This is a genomic window from Ureibacillus chungkukjangi (assembly GCF_044795995.1).
In the GTDB taxonomy this organism is placed as follows: domain Bacteria; phylum Bacillota; class Bacilli; order Bacillales_A; family Planococcaceae; genus Ureibacillus; species Ureibacillus chungkukjangi.
This window is the reverse complement of the sequence record NZ_CP085009.1, coordinates 2,779,234-2,797,785: the sequence shown is the minus strand read 5'-3', so window position 1 is coordinate 2,797,785 and position 18,552 is coordinate 2,779,234. Positions and strand designations below refer to the sequence as shown.

The following is an 18,552-nucleotide window of genomic DNA, read 5'->3' as shown; positions in this document are numbered from 1 at the left end:
CTAACCAAAGCTTTTCCAATAGCTTTCATCAGTCGCCCTTTATCTTCTTGTAACCTTAATATAATTATTTCATCGAACCTGCACTCATGCCAGCGATGCGACCGGTTACTAGTGCACTAGTGATATTGTATCCACCTGTGTATCCGTGAATGTCTAAAATTTCACCGCAGAAGAATAGACCTGGTTTCATTTTTGAGGCCATCGTTTTAGGTTCAATCTCTTTTACGGAAACGCCGCCGCCTGTTACAAAGGCTTTTTCAAGGGGCTGTGTACCGTGAACATCCATAGTAAAGCCTACAAGCTCACGAGCCAATTGACGAATTTTTTCCTGTGAAAGCTCAGCAACTGTAATGGACGGGTCGATACCTGCACGTTCCATTAGAAACAGTAGCCATCTTTCTGGAGCCACAGATTTCCAAACATTTTTCACTGATTTTTTCGGGTCTTCTTTACCCAGCTTGTTTAAAAATTGTAAGCAGGTTTCTTCGTTGAAATCTGTTAATGTCTGAATTTGAAGCTGGACAGGTGCACCGCCATTTTTTTTGCGTTCTTTAACGATGAATTGGCTGCATCGTAAAACAGCAGGACCACTTACACCAAAATGGGTAAAAAGCATGTCCATTTGATGTGTGATGATGGCTTTTCCTTTTTTATTTAGAACTGAAACGGCAATATCTCGTAAAGCAAGACCCTGTAATTCACGAGATTGAATGAAAGGCTCTTTTGATGTCACGGGCACTTCTGTAGGATAAAGCTCTGTTACAGTATGCCCAGCACGTTCTGCCCACGGATAACCATCACCAGTAGAACCTGTTTGTGGTACAGCTTTACCACCTACAGCAACAACGACTGCTTTGGCTAAAAGTTCTGTTCCATCAGCTAAGCGCACGCCAAGAATTTTCTCGTCATCCATTAATAATTTCGCAACAGCTGTGTGAAGCTTGATGTCTACATGAAGACGCTTCAATTCTCCTACTAATGCTTCTACAACATCAGAAGCACGGTTGGAAACAGGGAACATGCGGCCGTGATCTTCTTCTTTAAGTGCTACGCCAAGACCTTCAAAAAACTCGATTATATTTTCATTGTTATAAACGGTAAAAGGGCTATAAAGGAAGCGGCCATTTCCTGGTATATGCTTAATAATTTCATCAGCAGATAAACGATTTGTAACATTACATCTGCCACCGCCTGAAATCGCTAGCTTTTTACCGAGCTTGCTTCCTTTTTCTATTAATACAACTTTTTTCTTTTGTTCTGCAGCTGCGATGGCTGCCATTAATCCGGAGGGACCTCCGCCAATTACAATTACATCAATCATTTTTGTTTCTCGCTTTCTAGAAGTTTCTCATTTATTTAATGCCTATAGACTTAACTACTCTCCACATTATACATAATTATGAAGAAACTATTTGAGTTAATCGACTTTCACATGTAAACTAACATGTAGATTCGTTTTCGAAACAATAATTGTTTGAAATCGTCGACTATTTCAGTCGGCTTTTATTTTTCTAATAATAACATTAAAGATACAGCTTACTTAGTATAGTAATTCTAAAAAGCCTATTTTTTAATACATATTTTTAACAATTTCATAAAGATTGGGATGTTTTTATGTCATCATTAATGAAGGGAACGGCGATATTAACAGTCGGTTTGTTTCTGTCGAAGGTTCTTGGGTTAGTTTATCTTTTCCCATTCTATTCAATCGTTGGTGGGGAAGAGACTCTGGGCTTATACCAATATGCGTATATCCCTTATAATATTATGTTATCTATTGCGATATCTGGATTACCTCTTGGCGTATCAAAATTTGTTTCGAAGTATAATGCAATCAATGACTATGAAGCAGGTAGAAAGCTCTTTAAATCTGGAATTTTAGTAATGTTTATAACTGGGGTTATCTCATTTGTGCTCCTTAATTTGCTGGCAAATCCAATAGCGAATATTGTTATTAAAGATGATGAACAGATATATACGGTAGATCAAATTGCTTCTGTAATTCGCTGGGTAAGTTTTGCATTGTTGGCAGTTCCAGTGATGAGTTTAATACGTGGTTTTTTCCAAGGGTATAGCCATTACATGCCGACTTCCGTTTCGCAATTAGTTGAACAAATTGTTCGTATAATTGTGTTGCTTGGTGGATCATTTGTGGTTGTTGTCCTATTAGGAGGAAAACCTGAAACGGCAATTAAATTTGCTGTGTTCGCAGCCTTTATAGGTGCAATTGGTGGATTGTTCGTTCTATATTTTTATTGGAAAAAATACAAAACGGAGTTTAACACACTTAAGCTAGAGAGTGTTTCATCTGGGGAACTATCATACAAAGATATATATACCGAAATTATTAAGTATTCGATCCCGTTTGTATTTGTTGGAATGGCGAGCTCCTTATTCCAATTAGTCGATATGCTAACGTTTAATAGTGCAATGATTTCCATTGGGTTAGCTAGTGTGACTGATACGTATTTAACGATGCTAAATTTGACAACGCAGAAAATTGTGATTATCCCTGTAATGCTGGCAACAGGCTTTTCTATGGCCTTGATTCCATCGATTACCAAACATTATACACTTGGAGAATTTGACATTCTTCGAAGCTCATTAGATAAAACCTATCAAATTTTACTATTCATCACAATTCCGGCCAGTATTGGAATTTCGATATTAGCACCAGGTATTTACCACGTGTTATTTGAACAGAGTGAGATGGGGGCAGAAGTTCTGGCACACTATGCCCCTCTGGCTATTCTATTTGCACTATTTTCAGTAACAGCAGCAATTCTTCAAGGTATCGATTATCAAAAGTGGATTATTTTTAGTTTATTAACAGGGGTATTGGTCAAGCTGACATTAAATACACCGCTGATTAGATTAATGGAAGTGGATGGAGCTCTATTAGCTACGGCTCTAGGATATGGGGTTACAATCATCATTAATATAATCGTTATTCATAAAGCATTGCATTATAGTTCTAAGCTCGTATTTAGACGAATTATTTTAATATGTATTTTAACTTTAGTGATGGCTATCTCCGTGTTAATTGTGAATAAAGTACTTTATTCAATAACAGTTCCTTCTGGTAAACTGCTTGAAGCTCTTTACTTGATGCTTTCTGTAGGTGTTGGAATGGTTGTTTATGGATATCTGTCATTCCGTTTAAAGCTTGCTCAAAAATTATTGGGTGGGCGAATTACAAAAATAGCAAACAAATTCGGATTTAAATAGGAGGGTCTAGTCAAATGCGGTTAGATAAATTATTAGCAAATATGGGCTATGGGACCCGTAAAGAAGTGAAACAATTATTAAAGCAAAAGGGAGTAACCGTGGATGGAGATGTTGTAAAAGACTCCTCCATGCATGTGGATCCTGAAGTACAGGAGGTCAGTGTTTTTGGTGAAAGGGTCGACTATACGGAATTTATCTATCTGATGATGCACAAGCCTCCTGGGGTGATTTCAGCTACAGAAGACAATGTTGATAAAACAGTTATAGACTTATTAGATCCCTTAGCACAGCATTTCAAGCCATTTCCAGTTGGTCGGCTGGACAAAGATACAGAAGGCTTGTTATTGATTACTAATGATGGTCAATTGAGTCATAATCTGTTGTCGCCAAAAAAGCATGTACCAAAAACCTATTACGCCAAAATTGATGGGGAAGTTACCCAGTCTGATATTGAGGCGTTTAAACAAGGTGTGGAATTGGATGATGGATATGTAACTAAGCCTGGAGAACTTGTAATATTAAGCTCAGGCCCACGTTCGGAGATTGAGCTTACTATTCAGGAAGGAAAGTTCCATCAGGTTAAGCGAATGTTTGAATCTGTCGGAAAGAAAGTAACTTACCTGAAAAGGTTATCGATGGGAAGCTTAGTGCTGGATGAGTCTCTTGAATTAGGAGATTACCGTGAGTTGACTGAAGAAGAATTAAAAAGCTTAATAAACTAAATACTTCTGACAAAGAACAAAAAGAATGACCCCGACGAAAGGTCATTCTTTTTTTATATTAAAATATGTTACTAATCGTAATGTCAGCAACAGTTCGCATAAGCTTAAGGTGAAAAATACTAAAGAAGTGTTTTACAGCAAACTTTCCTCATGAGTGAAACAGCGGAATTTGTTGCATTCTATCTAAGATGATAATTTAACTTTTTTCTTCGTCGTTGTCCATCTGCCTCGACTTGGGCTTGTTACCAGGTCATTAAAGGCTAACACATTCAAATCTCTTTGAATGGTGCGAGGAGTGATATTGAACTCTTCGACTAAATCCTGTGTAGATACTGTTCCTCTATCAAGGATAAACATGTACACGTCTTTAATACGATTAAGCATTCTGTCAGTAGTTGGTTTCATAAAAAATGAACCACTCCTTCGGTCTTAATTCTCATGGCAAAGACTAGCGGACGACATTAGTGCAGAGGCACCAGGCTAATTAAATTTCTGCCTTAGACATCCCCTTTATAAATTTTTTTGTCAAGTATTTTACTATGACAAGGACATTATATCAGCAATCTATTAATTTTTCCATAATTCTCAGTTAATTAATACAATTTTTATAATAGGTTTATAATTCGATAATACGAACAATAAGACACTTTTATGACAAATATGCTTGTACTTTCTTTTAGAAGGAGTAAAATGGTCGTAATTAAGTAAAGAGGTGGTAAAAATGGATTGGATAAAATTAGCTGAATCTAGAAAGGCAGAGCTAGTTTCAGAATTGCAACAGTTAATCCAAATTGAAAGTGTACTTGATCCTGAAACGTCAAGCGGGAATGCTCCTTTTGGTGAAGGTCCATTAAAGGCATTGCAGTATATGCTTACAATTGGAGAGCAGCAAGGATTTACTGCAAAAAATATTGATAACTATGCTGGTCATCTTGAAATGGGTGCAGGGGAAGAACTACTAGGTATTTTATGTCATGTAGATGTAGTGCCTGTGGGTGATTCTTGGACACATCCTCCATTTAAAGGGGAAGTTGTTGATGGAAAATTATATGGCCGTGGAGCAATTGATGACAAAGGGCCAACGATGGCTGCATATCTAGCGATGAAAATGATCAAGGACGCTGGAATTGAACTGGATAAAAGAGTTCGAATGATTATTGGGACAGATGAAGAAAGTGGCTTCCGTTGTGTTGATCATTATTTCACGAAAGAAGAAATGCCAACAATCGGCTTTGCTCCTGATGCAGATTTTCCTTTGATTAATGCTGAGAAGGGTATATCAATCTTAGACTTTTCTCAAAAAGGAAACATAGAAGAGGATGAGCAAATTATTGCTTTTAAAGCTGGCGTGCGTTCAAATATGGTACCAGATACAGCAAATGCGATTATTCAAAATGTAACACCTTCAATCGAAGAAGCGTTTAAAGCCTTTTTACAAGAAAATAGCACAGAAGGTACATTAACGAATGAAGACGGTAGATATATAATAACTATGAAGGGTAAAGCAGCACATGCAATGGAGCCTGAAAAAGGAAGAAATGCAGCTGTACTATTATCTAAATTCCTTCAAAATATAGTAACTACGAAGGCGAGTCTGGAATTTGTTTCATTTATGGTCAATACGTTTGATGAAGATCATTATGGAAGCAATGTAAAGCTAGATTACTACGATGAAATGTCCGGTCATACCACATTAAATCCAGGTGTTGTCTTATTCCACCAAAAACGCGGGGGCCATGTTCAGGTTAGTATGCGTTATTCAGTTAGCTATCCATTTGAAGAGAAAATTACAGAAGCAACTCAGCAAGCAGCTGCTTTTGGCTTTGCACTTGATGTTGCATCAAATTCAGCTCCACACTATGTTCCAGAAGAAGATGAATTTGTTCAAACATTACTGAATGTTTATCGAAAATATACTGTAGATAACTCGAAGCCATTATCAACTGGTGGAGGCACTTATGCACGAACGATGAAAAAAGGTGTGGCATTCGGCATGCTATTCCCGGGTGAGCCAGATGTTGCTCACCAAGCTGACGAGTTTGTAGTAGTCGATAATTTGGTAAGAGCAGCAGCTATTTATGCTGAAGCGATTGTAGAGTTAGCAGGAAAAAAATAAAGGTAAAAGGATTGGTTTTATGAGCTACGCTTTGTGGAATGATAAAATTGTAGAAGACAAATTAGTATCCATTGATAAGGAAGATAGAGGCTATCAATTTGGTGATGGTGTTTATGAAGTTATCAAAGTATATGATGGTGAGATGTTTACTGCTACAGAGCACATTGACAGATTCTATGCTAGTGCAGAAAAAATTAAAATTACCATTCCTTATACAAAACATAAGTTACACCAACTATTGCATGAATTAGTTGAAGCAAACGAATTGAAAACAGGTAATTTATACTTCCAAATAACACGTGGTGCTTCTTCACGTAACCACCTATTCCCTGGAGATGACGTACTACCGGTGTTAACTGGAAATGTAAAAGAAGCAGCTCGCTCTGTTGAAAATTGTAAAATTGGTGTAAAAGCTACATTTGCAGAGGATATTCGTTGGTTACGCTGTGATATTAAATCACTTAATCTGTTAGGTGCAGTACTTGCAAAACAAGAAGCACATGAAAAAGGTTGTTATGAAGCGATTTTACACCGTGGGGAAACAATTACAGAAGGTTCCTCTACTAATGTATTCGGCATTAAAGATGGTGTTTTATATACCCACCCTGCAGATAATTTTATTTTAAGAGGGATTACTCGAACTGTAATTTTAACATGTGCAAATGATATTGGACTTCCTGTAAAAGAAGAAGCATTTACAAAAGACGAGGCTCTACAAATGGATGAATTATTCGTTTCTTCAACAACATCGGAAATTACTCCTGTTATTGAAGTTGATGGAAATGCCATTAATGGTAGAGAAATTGGTGAGTGGACTCGTAAGTTACAAAAACAATTTGAAACAAAGCTCCCTGTTGTGAGTTCGACAATTTAAAAGGACTATAAATAGTCTTATAATTAGTGGGTAGGATAACATCTATCCACTATTTTTTTTGTACTTCGTCATGTAAAATTGTAATGATGTACTCAAAATAATAGAGAACCAAATGTAAATGGTAAAACTATTTAAAGTGAGTCTGCAATCGAGATGCAGTATGTAAATGCGTACAGTATTGACTAGAAGGAGTGTTTTGATTGTCTCAATTAATAAAACTTCAAGATTATATTTCGAGGTATCAAATAGATTTATCGAGATACCCTACTCAATTTGTTCGCTTAAAGAAAATTCAATGGGATCGAGTAAGAGAGCAATGGGTATCTGGTGATGAACTTCCTCAGTGGCAGCATATGGAACAACAAGAAAATGAGAAGGAAAGCAAAAAAACATTTTCTTTTTTTGATAAATTTAAAATTAAGCGTTCTCCAAAGGAAACAGATGATATAGAGGCTGTTGAGATTATGAATGATCTCATAAGTCAGGAGGGTGAGATTCCCGAGGAAGAGTCAACTCTGTTTTTTGAGCCGAACATCGTATATAAACCAAATACAATCGAAGAATTGAAGAAATTGTTTTTGGATCAGTTTTTCCATTTTCAAATTAAGTGGGCAAGCTCCACTATTCGGGAGAAGTCCTATGTGGATCCAAAATTTTTGCGTGATACCTTGCTTCGAAGCATTCTACAAGGGCTTCCGGATAGTTTTTTAGTATTCTACTATCCAATAATAAAAGTAAAAAAAGCGCCTGTTGAGTTAGATATTGTACTACTCACACCAACAGAATGCTTATGTATTACAGTGGTTGAACAAGAGAATCAAGCTGTTTTTGTTGGAGAGGGAGATCGTTTTTGGACGAAAAAGTTCGGTAAAACTAGCAATAAATTATTAAACCCATTAATCCAGTTAAATCGAATGGAATCTATTATTTCCAAGATATTTCTCGAAAATGAAGTAGAGATGCCAATTCGTAAAATTCTTCTTTCTCGAAATGGCTACTTCGACTATCCTGGCACAATCTTTAATGTTCAATTTATTGATAAAAGAGAATTCCCTAATTGGATGCAAAATCTAAAGCATTACTCTTCGCCAATGAAGCATATGCAAATGCGTGCAGCAAAAGTGTTACTACAAACTGTCCAAACGACTTCCTTTAATCGAGATATTTGGAATGCTGAAAATGAAAAGGAGAAAGATTAACACAAAAGAGGAGAACTTTTGTAGCTTGAACATGGAGCTGGCTATGGTTTTTCATTATTAAAGGAATTTGTTCAATAGCAAGCTGAACAATTCACTTTATACATAAAATATAGCAATCCGATGAAAACATAAGAAAAATGAGCTATAATGACAAAAGATTTGAAAATAAAAAGGTATTTGTTATGAACAACTAGAAATGAGGATTAGGCAGTGAGATTAAGAAATAAACCGTGGGCAGAAGAATATATTGCAAGTCATCCGGAAGTAATTATTCCAAATCCCGAAGAATATAAAGGGAACTGGCAGCGTATTTTTGGTAACGATAATCCGATTCATATTGAAGTAGGAACTGGGAAGGGGCAATTTGTTACTGGAATGGCTTTATCGAATCCCGATATCAACTATATTGGAATTGAATTATATACAAGTGTTATTGTAGTTGCCTTAGAGAAAGTGATTGAAGCGAATACGCCGCCAAACTTACGACTGTTAAAAGTGAATGGGGCGGATTTAGATAAGTATTTCACTAAGAATGATGTAAGCCGAGTTTACCTGAACTTCTCAGATCCTTGGCCAAAAACACGTCATGCAAAACGCCGTTTAACACATGAAGGCTTCTTGAAATTATATGAGTCAATTCTAATTGATAACGGGGAAATTCACTTTAAAACAGACAACCGCGGATTGTTCGAATACTCGTTGGTCAGCATGTCTGAATACAAAATGCTGTTAAAATATGTTTCGCTGGATCTTCATGTTAATATGCCAGAGGACAACATTATGACGGAGTACGAAGAGAAATTCTCAGCCAAGGGCCAGCCGATTTATAGATTAGAAAGCCAGTTTATATCACAAAAGTAAAACTAGATTAAGCTCGGCACTACATCTAAAAGGAAATCTGCGGCGAAAGCTTGCGACAGCTGCACATCTACCGATTAGAAGCACAATTTATATCGCAAAAGTAAAAATAACAGAATCGGTACTATATCCCAAGGGAGATTTGCGGCGAAAGCAGCACATTTATAGATGAGAACTAGGCTTACGATGAATACAACAATATCATCGTAAGTCTATGGTTTTAAGTCTGAATTTTCGAACTAACATTCAAGGGGGAGAAATGGATGGATAAGCTTCAATTTCACAATATGACATTATCATGGCTCAATGGGGGCGTCACTTCACTAGATGGCGGAGCAATGTTTGGGGTAGTGCCAAAACCACTATGGGCACGAAAATATCCGGTAAATGAAAAAAATCAAATCGAATTAGCCTGTGAGCCGATTTTAATTCAATTTGAGGGAAAAAACTATTTAATCGATAGTGGAGTAGGCTTCAATAAGCTAACGGAAAAACAGCTACGAAATTTTGGCGTAACAGAAGAGTCAACAATACTTGAGAGTTTAAAAGAATTAGGACTGAGTGCTTCAGACATAGATGTAATTCTGATGACTCATCTACACTTTGACCATGCCGGCGGACTTACACGCTGGGAGGGGGAAGAGTTAGTCCCAACATTCCCGAATGCTAAAATCTATACAACTCAAATCGAATGGGATGAAATGCGAAACCCTAATATTCGTTCTAGAAATACGTACTGGAAGGAAAATTGGGAGCCAGTCCAGCATCTTGTTGAGACATTTGAGGGGCAAATAACGTTAACACCTGGAATTGAAATGATTCATACTGGCGGACATAGTGATGGACATGCCATCATTAAACTGACACAGCAGGATGAGACAATACTGCATATGGCAGATATTATGCCGACACATGCCCATCAAAATCCATTATGGGTATTAGCCTATGATGACTATCCGATGACAAGTGTGTTTGCTAAGGAAAAGATTTTAAAAGAAGCTCTTGCAAATGAATATAAATTTATCTTCTACCATGATGCTTATTTCCGAATGATTCAATGGGAGCAAAATGGCAAAGAGGTAAAGGATTCATTGAAGCGCGGAAAAGAAGCTAAAATACAATTTCAAACTAATTCATAAAAATAAGCTGTTCGATTAGCATGTAATCGAACAGCTTTTTATAATACCAAATTATGACTTTACTAAATCAATTACTACACCAGATCTAGCATCTGCTGCAAACTCGAATGTTTCCATTTCACCGTTGTTCATGCGTGTAATACCGCCTCGATATACGGGAATGGTCATAACGCCATTGTTAAAATCCTCGGTTTTCATATAAATCCAAGAACCATCAATTGGTGTTTCCTTTTTAAATTCATCTTTTACATTGTCTAAAACTTGATTGGCAGGTACAAAAGGTGAAATTCTTTCAGAAGTTTCTTTAATGATGATTGCGGCAGCTAAACCTGTAGCCACGCCTATTAAAAAATCTCTTAATTTCATTTGTCATCCTCCTTTGAACTATTAACCATTTTAACATTATTTAGAAAAGAAGTCTTGTCCGACACAGTGGGAAATAGTGAATCTTCTTAAAATTATTAATGGATAAAAGCAAAATATCAGCCCATGCTTTAAAAAGAAATAAATAAAAAGATTTGAAAAATTCTCCTTAATTTCAATTCGACTAGCGAAATATTATTTCACTTTATGTTAAAATAGAATCGTATCTAACTAAATAGGGAGTGTTCTGTATGAATACTGAAACATTACAATTATTTAAAACATTAACTGAATTACCTGGTGCTCCTGGTAACGAGCATGCAGTGCGTAAGTTTATGCGCGGCGAATTAGAAAAATACTCTGATGAAATTATTCAAGATAATCTAGGTGGAATTTTTGGAGTAAGAAAAGCAGTAGATGAGAATGCTCCTAAAATTTTAGTTGCCGGTCATATGGATGAAGTAGCGTTCATGGTAAAAAACATTACTGAGAATGGAATGCTTCAATTCCAAACATTAGGTGGTTGGTCAAACCAGGTCTTACAAGCGCAAAGAGTAACAGTTTACGCGAAAGAAAACGAGATTCCTGGGGTCATTGCATCGATTCCTCCGCATTTACTTAGAGGAACAGATAACAAGGGTGCAATGGAAATTAAAGATATGCTGATTGATGTTGGTGCTGATAGTAAACAGCATGCCCTAGAAATGGGAATTCGTCCTGGTCAGTCAATTATTCCAGTTTGTCCATTTACACCAATGGCAGATCCAAAAAAGATTATGGCAAAAGCATGGGATAACCGATATGGCTGTGGTTTGGCAATCGAATTATTAAAAGAGCTTAAGGACGAAAAAGTAAGCAATCATCTATACTCAGGTGCAAATGTGATGGAAGAGGTTGGCTTACGTGGTGCACAAGTGTCAGCTACAATGATTAAACCAGATATATTCTTTGCTTTAGATGCTTCAGCGGCGAATGATACAACTGGTGATAAAACACAATTTGGCCAATTAGGTAAAGGGACGCTTCTTCGTATCTATGATCCAACTATGGTAACACATAGAGGCCTTCGTGAATTTATATTAGATACTGCTGAAACAAATGATATTCCATATCAGTATTTTGTCTCTCAAGGTGGAACAGACGCTGGTAAAGTGCATACGCAAAACGAAGGAATCCCAAGTACAGTTATTGGAATCTGCTCTCGTTATATTCACACTTCCGCATCTATTATTCATGTTGATGATTATGCTGCAGCAAAGGAGCTACTTGTTAAGCTTGTAAGAACGCTTGATAGAAGCACTGTGGATACAATCATTAATAATGGTTAAAATTGGTTAAAGGAAAAGGTGCCGTTTTGGCATCTTTTTTGCTGGAGAAGCGTTTAAAATTAGGAGATGAACAAAATTGTTAGTAGCAATCGGTACAAAAAATAGAGCAAAGACAGCAGCCATTCAAAATATCATAAACAGTTATTTTGAGGATGTTCAATATATTCAAGTAGGGGTTTCATCTAACGTATCTGAACAACCCTTTTCGAGTGAAGAAACGAGACAAGGAGCGATTAATCGTGCGCTAAATACGTTGGAACAAGCTAAGGCAGATCTGAATTTTGGTCTTGAGGGCGGAGTGCAGGAAATTAAAAATCAAATGTATTGTACAAATTGGGGAGCAGTTGCTTTAAAGGACGGAACTGTTATCTCAGCTGCAGGGGCACAATTTTTGTTACCAGAAGAGATTGCAGCTGAGTTGCGTGCAGGTAAAGAATTAGGGCCAGTGATGGACATTTATACAAAACAACAAGATACTAGATCAAGTTCAGGTGCTGTAGGAGTGTTTACAGCGGGTCTGATCGATCGTACTGAAATGTTCGAGCATATAGTGAAATTGCTCATTGGCCAATATTTGTTTGCTAATAGAGATGTATAAATCTTGCTGCCCCTAGCATAAGTCTAACTATTCCTATCGCTAAATTTCTTGGTGATAAGGCTTAGTACTCTCCTGGCTATCAGTCTCTATGAAAATATTACTAATTATAATTGAGTTGCATCGGTACCTATTTATCATTTAAAATAAATAGTTGAATAGAAAGTGAGGCGTACATATGAAACGAAAATGGTTTCTAGCTGCTACTGCTAGTGTTCTATTAGTGACATTAACAGGCTGTGGAAAAACCGTTGAAGAGCAAATTGATACAGGTGTAGCAAGTGCTCAAACAGTTTTTGAAGAAAACCCTCAACAATCAAATAAAACAATTGGTAAGATAGAATTATATGTTCCTACAGGTTTTAATGTTGAAGAAAGCGAAGACCTGAATAATTTAATTATTACTAAAGGCAAGGAAAGCTATATTCTTTTTGTGAATTATTATGAGAAGGAAGATAGTAATTTACATTATGAATTATTAAAAAATGATTCCTCAAAAAAAATCATCAAAGAAGAGACTGTTGAATTTGATGGGGCATTTGGCTTTAGTGCAGTACGAGAGTATGATAAGGAACAATTTGAACTGATTGTTAGTAGTGGTGGGGTTAAGATGTCTACGATTTCTGAAGATAAAAACATCGACCAGAAGCTTGTAGATATGATGACGATTGTTCGTTCTGTTAAAATTGCAGAAGAAAAAGAATAAGTAGCGAACAAACTAATCGACTAGAAATAGAGTATTTTGATACAATAGGATAAGATTATTTTTACGGTTCACTTTGCGTGAGCCGTTTATTTTTGTTAAGTGATAATAAGCACGAATTTAATTACATACCTCTTGGTAATTAGAAAGGATGTGAGCAGATGAAATCAAAAGAACTTGTAGAACAATTAAAGAGTCGTTTAGGCTTGGATATCTTTGAGTATAAATTCGATAAAGAAAAAGATACTTTACGACTTAATCATAAGACTTTAAACCGTGGGATGGATATCTCCCTTCCAGAGATTATATCCAAATACCAAACATTGAAAGAGAAAGCCATAGATGAAGTTGTCTATACTATTCAACAAACCTTCTCTGCCATGGAAAAAGAACGTACAGAAGGATTTCATGATTTATCTTCCGTTTATCCAGTAATTCGTTCAACTTCTTTTCCATTACAATCAAACGAAGGCTCTCCATTTTTAACAGCTGATCATACAGCAGAAACACGCATTTACTACGCGTTGGATTTGGGAACCACTTACCGATTGATTGATGAGTCAATGCTTGAAAAATTAAAGGTGAGCGCAAATCAAGTAAGAGAGGCAGCTCGTTTTGCTGTAAGAAAGCTACCTACCGGCACGAAAAGAGATGAGGTTGCAGGTAATATCTTTTATTTCTTAAATCAAAACGATGGTTATGATGCTAGCCGTATTTTAAATGAAGCATTTCTAAAAGAAATGGAAAGTAATATTGAGGGGGATATGACCGTATCAGTTCCTCATCAAGATGTGTTAATTATTGGTGATATACGCAATGAAGTAGGGTATGATGTATTAGCACAAATGACGATGCATTTCTTTTCTGTAGGTGCAGTCCCAATTACATCCTTATCATTTGTCTATGAAAAAGGCGAGTTAGAACCAATCTTTATATTGGCAAAAAACAGAGTGGAAAAGGAGCAAGATGAAAAATGATCGTAGCTTATAACAAGCCTTTTGTAGGGGACGTACTATTAGTCCAACTAGCAACGGAGAAAATCGTTAACACTGAGGTAGAAAAGGTTGGCGATATCGCTATTTTAAAGGAGCAAGCAACAGGGGAAGTTAAAGCTTTCAATATCTTTAATGCGAGCAAATATATCGATTTAGAAGCACAAGGAAATGTAGAGGTAACACCTGAAATCGTAGAAAAAATTGAAGCTGCATTAACAGCTAACGATGTAACTCTTTCTTTAGATGTTGACTTCTCACCTAAATTTGTAATCGGATATGTTGAAGAAAAAGAAAAACATCCAAATGCAGATAAGCTAAACATTTGTAAAGTAAATGTTGGGGATGAAGTATTACAAATCGTTTGTGGTGCACCAAATGTTGAGGCAGGACAAAAAGTAGTTGTTGCTAAAATCGGTGCCGTAATGCCTTCAGGATTAGTTATTAAGGATTCTGAATTACGTGGTGTAGCTTCTAGCGGAATGCTTTGTTCAGCAAGAGAATTGGCAATCCCGAATGCTCCATCTGCTAAAGGAATTTTAGTATTAGATGGAGATGCAGCAGTAGGCTCTCCTTTCGAAATTCCATCAAATCTATAATAAATATATGAATTATTAGAGGATATCTCATAAAATTGAGGTATCCTCTTTTTCTTTTCATAGAAATGTTTTAACATTGTTATCTTATTGAAATGTAATTATGATATGATTTTGCTTGTTAAGGTAGATTTATATTATTTACCTTCAAAGCTAGTTTTTGAATAATTTGGTTAAACCAAATGTAAAATGGCACGAAATTCCTTATGAAATTGGAATCATTAGTTAAATAATAGTGCCTACTTACATATAATTACTTTATAATAAAATAGCTATGCTGATAGAAAAGAGTGATAAATGATGAATTGGTTTAAAAAACAAATTAATAAACTATTTGATAGTGATATAGATGACGAAGAATTTTATGAAGAAGTATACGAAGATGAAATAACCACTACAAATAAAAATGCTGAAGATCAAAATCAATTGAACGATGAAAATCAAAATAAGAAAAAGAGCTTTAAATTTCCGATCATCGCTGATGGAGACATGGAATCACCTATTGAGTCATCTCGGTCAGCTAATAACGATTCTCACAATCGAATTACAAGTAAATTTGAAGAGTCGAAAAGAGAAATGAAGTATTTTTACCAACCTAATGCGATTTCTAAAGTGTACGACGTTGAAGTTTCAGGGATAAGAGATTTACTAGAAAAACGCCAACGGATTAAAGGGCATTCGAACGTTATCAATCGTCAGGAATCTACCAAATTAAGGCGTATTGAAAAGGTAAAACCATCTGATTCTATTAAAAAGGATTATAGAAATACAGCTCCTGTACAGAAAAATCCGGTTGAACAAGAAGATCCGCTCGTTCCAAAACATAGATTTGTCCCAACACAGGTCCCTTCGCCTGTTTATGGCTTTAAAAAACCTAGTAAAATAGACGAGTTGCTTTCAAAGAAACAGGAAAAGACAGAGTCAAAGTCAATTGAACAAGAGAATGATCTTATTGAGAGTAAAGTAATTTTAGATACCAAAGATGATGTACAGTATGAACAGAGAGTAGCAGCTGTGCTTTCAGAGGACTCGAAAAGAAATGAACAGAGTTTAAATTTAGAGCAAGAGGTAAGCTACACAGCGCCTACACAAGTTCCATTTACTAGCTTCATTGAAATAGAGGATGAAGTCGAAGAAAAACCAAACGTCCCAAAAGAAGAATTATATGAAAAAGTAGAAGAGTTTCCGATTTTAGCTGAGGCTGTTGACGAGGTAAGCTTTTCAAAAGAGAGAAATACAGCAAGTGTCCAGCCAGTGCAAGCTGACCAGCAAGCACAAATGTACAATGAAGCTGCTGTGACAGTATATGAAGAAGAGCCTCTTGAAATTGGAAAAGTGCCAGTTCAAGTTTATGAGATGGAACAAGCTGAAGCACAAAAATCTGCTGAACATGATTTGCTGGAGCAGCAACGTGAAGAATATTTTGAAACAGAACACTCTTATGAAGAAACAGAATCGGCCCAGTATGATTTAGAGACTGAAATCTACAGTGAGATTTCTGATACAGTACAAGCTGAAAAAGTTGATAATTCGATGGTGCTATATGAAGAACCAAAGAATATGTCACCTTTAGAGGTAGACTATAAGAAAGAAACGATCCAATATCCAGTCCAAAGTGCACAGGTACAGAGGTTAGTTTCTATTGCCTTGAGTGATAGTGAGATTGAGGAAGACACTGAATTACAAGGTGGGCAAGAAGACGCCCTTATGACACATCCTGAAGAATTTGAGGTTGTTAACGGAGTAACCGAGCCAATTGAATACGAAGTTGAAAATCTAACTGGTGAAAACCAAGAACAAAAGCTGGAGGAACTGCAATCTAAAGGCAGTAAAATACCTTTTAATGTGTTAATGCTGAAATCTGACAAAGAAAAATATGCGGCCAAATTAGCACAAAAACAAATGCTTCAACATAATGATGATAATAACAAAATGTATAGGCAGACAACTACGACTGAAGAACCACATGAAAAGCAAGAGCAGCATGTGAGTTCTGAGGATTTAGCTCCGTTGCCAGAGCTTATTGTAGAAAAGCAAGATCATGGACCAATTGTCATGCAGGAAGAAATGGTTCAAGAAGAAACTCTTGTGATTCAATCTCCTGAAACTGTGTCCTTACAAGAAGAGAATAAGGAAACGCCTAAAGAAACTGCTGTAACTAGTAAAGAGGTGAAAGCGCCACCGAAGATTTATGTGAAGCCTTCTTTGGATTATTTATCTCCACCAGAAGAAAAAACAGAAGATCGTGAGTGGTTAGAATCACAGGCAGATATTTTAGTTGAGTCGTTATCCTATTTCCAAGTAACAGCACAGGTGGAGGCCATTACACAGGGGCCAGCCGTTACACAATTTGAGATAACAGTAGGTCATGGAACTAAAGTAAGTAAGATTCGAAATCTGTCTGATGATTTAAAGCTTGCTTTAGCAGCAAAGGATATCCGTATTCAAGCACCGATTCCAGGTAAAAGTACAATCGGTATTGAAATACCAAATCGTATTTCAAGAGCTGTGCAATTATCTGAAGTTACATGCAGTGATTCCTTTAAAGACTCTGAGTCACCTCTGGAAGCTGCTTTAGGTCTAGATTTAACTGGTAAGCCTGTCACAATTGATTTGCGAAAAATGCCACATGGTTTAATTGCAGGGGCAACAGGCTCGGGGAAATCAGTATGTATTAACTCAATATTAATTAGCTTATTGTATAAAGCTGATCCAAATGAATTAAAGCTAATGCTAATCGACCCGAAAATGGTTGAACTTGCACCATTTAATAATATTCCACATTTAGTTAGTCCTGTTATTAGTGATGTGAAGGCAGCAACAGCAGCATTAAAATGGGCAGTAGAGGAAATGGAAAGACGCTATCAATTATTTGCTCATGTAGGTGTTCGAGACTTGCCAAGATATAACAAATTAGCCGAGTCAAAAGGTGAGTTTGGACACAAATTACCTTATATTCTAATCGTTATCGATGAGCTGGCAGATTTAATGATGATGTCACCAGCTGACGTCGAGGAAGCAATTTGTCGAATTGCCCAAAAAGCTAGAGCTTGTGGTATTCACTTAATTGTAGCTACTCAACGACCATCTGTTGATGTTATTACTGGTCTCATTAAATCCAATATCCCGACTCGTATTGCATTTGCAGTTTCTTCACAGATTGATTCACGTACGATTATTGATAGTCAAGGTGCAGAAAGATTACTCGGAAGAGGGGATATGCTCTACTTAGGTAATGGAATGAGTGATCCAATTCGTCTGCAGGGTACATTTGTAACAGATGATGAAATTGAAGAAATTATCGAGCATGTAAGAGCACAGGGAGAACCAGATTATTTCTTCCAACAAGATGAATTATTGAAAAAAACAGAAATGATTGAAGAACAGGATGAGTTATTCGAAGAGGTTTGCCGATTTGTTCATGAACAGGGTTCTGCTTCCACTTCTTCGATTCAAAGAAAATACCATATCGGTTATAATCGTGCAGCACGTTTAATTGATATATTAGAAAGTCAGGGCTTTGTTTCAGAGCCAAGAGGAAGTAAGCCGAGAGAGGTATATATTACAGACTCTGATCTAACAACAATGTTTGAGTAATGAGGGGGAGTCCCTCTCATTTTTTTGCAAGATAAAGTAAAATAATTCCAATAAGCGAGTGTGTTTAATGCTATGAAAACATGTGCACTCGCTAAATTTTCTAGACTAAATATAAAAATACGAATAAATGAGTGAATAGGTAGATAAATAAAGATATTTTTACAATATTCTTTATTAAAAATAGTGCTATAATGGGGTAAGTTTTGTTAAATTGGCACAAACTAACTTAAATTACAAACGTT

The 18,552-nt window shown here is 36.4% G+C and carries 16 protein-coding genes; 13 read left to right on the top strand and 3 right to left on the bottom strand.

What is annotated here, in order from left to right; genetic code table 11:
* Positions 1 to 64: 64 nt before the first annotated feature.
* A complete protein-coding gene (locus LG296_RS13780) occupies positions 65 to 1,321 on the bottom strand; it encodes an NAD(P)/FAD-dependent oxidoreductase (protein WP_404427076.1) in 1,257 nt (418 codons plus the stop codon).
* A 293-nt stretch (positions 1,322 to 1,614) separates the two neighbouring features.
* On the opposite strand from LG296_RS13780, the gene LG296_RS13775 reads away from it, so the two are divergent.
* The gene (locus LG296_RS13775) at positions 1,615 to 3,228 is read left to right on the top strand and encodes a polysaccharide biosynthesis protein (protein WP_107935495.1); all 1,614 of its coding nucleotides are present in this window, start codon (positions 1,615 to 1,617) and stop codon (positions 3,226 to 3,228) included.
* A 14-nt stretch (positions 3,229 to 3,242) separates the two neighbouring features.
* Positions 3,243 to 3,950 carry a pseudouridine synthase gene (locus LG296_RS13770; RefSeq protein ID WP_107935496.1) on the top strand — a complete coding sequence of 236 codons (708 nt, stop codon included), beginning with the start codon at positions 3,243 to 3,245 and terminating at the stop codon, positions 3,948 to 3,950.
* A 183-nt stretch (positions 3,951 to 4,133) separates the two neighbouring features.
* Here the strand turns inward: LG296_RS13770 and LG296_RS13765 are convergent, their stop codons facing one another.
* Positions 4,134 to 4,355, bottom strand: a complete 222-nt coding sequence (locus LG296_RS13765; RefSeq protein WP_107935497.1) for a DeoR family transcriptional regulator — start codon at positions 4,353 to 4,355, stop codon at positions 4,134 to 4,136.
* 316 nt (positions 4,356 to 4,671) lie between these two features.
* On the opposite strand from LG296_RS13765, the gene pepV reads away from it, so the two are divergent.
* The 5 genes from pepV (at position 4,672) to LG296_RS13740 (ending at position 10,136) form a co-directional block, all read left to right on the top strand.
* Positions 4,672 to 6,066: a dipeptidase PepV gene (gene pepV, locus LG296_RS13760; protein WP_107935498.1), complete on the top strand. Its 1,395-nt coding sequence runs from the start codon at positions 4,672 to 4,674 to the stop codon at positions 6,064 to 6,066.
* Between the two features lie 19 nt (positions 6,067 to 6,085).
* Entirely contained in the window at positions 6,086 to 6,940 is an 855-nt protein-coding gene (gene dat, locus LG296_RS13755) for a D-amino-acid transaminase (RefSeq protein ID WP_107935499.1), read from the top strand.
* Positions 6,941 to 7,140: 200 nt separating this feature from the next.
* Complete coding sequence (locus LG296_RS13750; RefSeq protein ID WP_107935500.1) at positions 7,141 to 8,139, top strand: nuclease-related domain-containing protein; 999 nt, start codon at positions 7,141 to 7,143, stop codon at positions 8,137 to 8,139.
* A 210-nt stretch (positions 8,140 to 8,349) separates the two neighbouring features.
* The gene (gene trmB / locus LG296_RS13745; protein ID WP_107935501.1) at positions 8,350 to 9,000 is read left to right on the top strand and encodes a tRNA (guanosine(46)-N7)-methyltransferase TrmB; all 651 of its coding nucleotides are present in this window, start codon (positions 8,350 to 8,352) and stop codon (positions 8,998 to 9,000) included.
* 260 nt (positions 9,001 to 9,260) lie between these two features.
* Positions 9,261 to 10,136 (top strand): MBL fold metallo-hydrolase, encoded by an 876-nt coding sequence (locus LG296_RS13740; RefSeq protein ID WP_107935502.1) that lies wholly within the window; start codon positions 9,261 to 9,263, stop codon positions 10,134 to 10,136.
* Positions 10,137 to 10,187: 51 nt separating this feature from the next.
* Here the strand turns inward: LG296_RS13740 and LG296_RS13735 are convergent, their stop codons facing one another.
* The gene (locus LG296_RS13735) at positions 10,188 to 10,502 is read right to left on the bottom strand and encodes a hypothetical protein (protein ID WP_107935503.1); all 315 of its coding nucleotides are present in this window, start codon (positions 10,500 to 10,502) and stop codon (positions 10,188 to 10,190) included.
* 248 nt (positions 10,503 to 10,750) lie between these two features.
* Here LG296_RS13735 and LG296_RS13730 point away from each other — a divergent pair, with 248 nt between their 5' ends.
* The 6 genes from LG296_RS13730 to LG296_RS13705 all read left to right on the top strand — a co-directional run bounded on the left by LG296_RS13730 (position 10,751) and on the right by LG296_RS13705 (position 18,310).
* Positions 10,751 to 11,827, top strand: coding sequence for a M42 family metallopeptidase (locus tag LG296_RS13730; protein ID WP_107935504.1), 1,077 nt, complete (start codon positions 10,751 to 10,753; stop codon positions 11,825 to 11,827).
* 76 nt (positions 11,828 to 11,903) lie between these two features.
* Entirely contained in the window at positions 11,904 to 12,425 is a 522-nt protein-coding gene (locus tag LG296_RS13725) for a DUF84 family protein (RefSeq protein WP_107935505.1), read from the top strand.
* A gap of 175 nt (positions 12,426 to 12,600) precedes the next feature.
* Positions 12,601 to 13,128 (top strand): hypothetical protein, encoded by a 528-nt coding sequence (locus LG296_RS13720; RefSeq protein ID WP_107935506.1) that lies wholly within the window; start codon positions 12,601 to 12,603, stop codon positions 13,126 to 13,128.
* 158 nt (positions 13,129 to 13,286) lie between these two features.
* A complete protein-coding gene (locus tag LG296_RS13715) occupies positions 13,287 to 14,102 on the top strand; it encodes a DUF1444 domain-containing protein (RefSeq protein ID WP_107935507.1) in 816 nt (271 codons plus the stop codon).
* Positions 14,099 to 14,716, top strand: coding sequence for a YtpR family tRNA-binding protein (gene ytpR, locus LG296_RS13710; RefSeq protein WP_107935508.1), 618 nt, complete (start codon positions 14,099 to 14,101; stop codon positions 14,714 to 14,716). Before LG296_RS13715 ends, ytpR begins: the two co-directional genes overlap by 4 nt.
* 294 nt (positions 14,717 to 15,010) lie before the next feature.
* Positions 15,011 to 18,310, top strand: coding sequence for a DNA translocase FtsK (locus tag LG296_RS13705; RefSeq protein ID WP_404427075.1), 3,300 nt, complete (start codon positions 15,011 to 15,013; stop codon positions 18,308 to 18,310).
* The last annotated feature ends 242 nt before the right edge of the window (positions 18,311 to 18,552 follow it).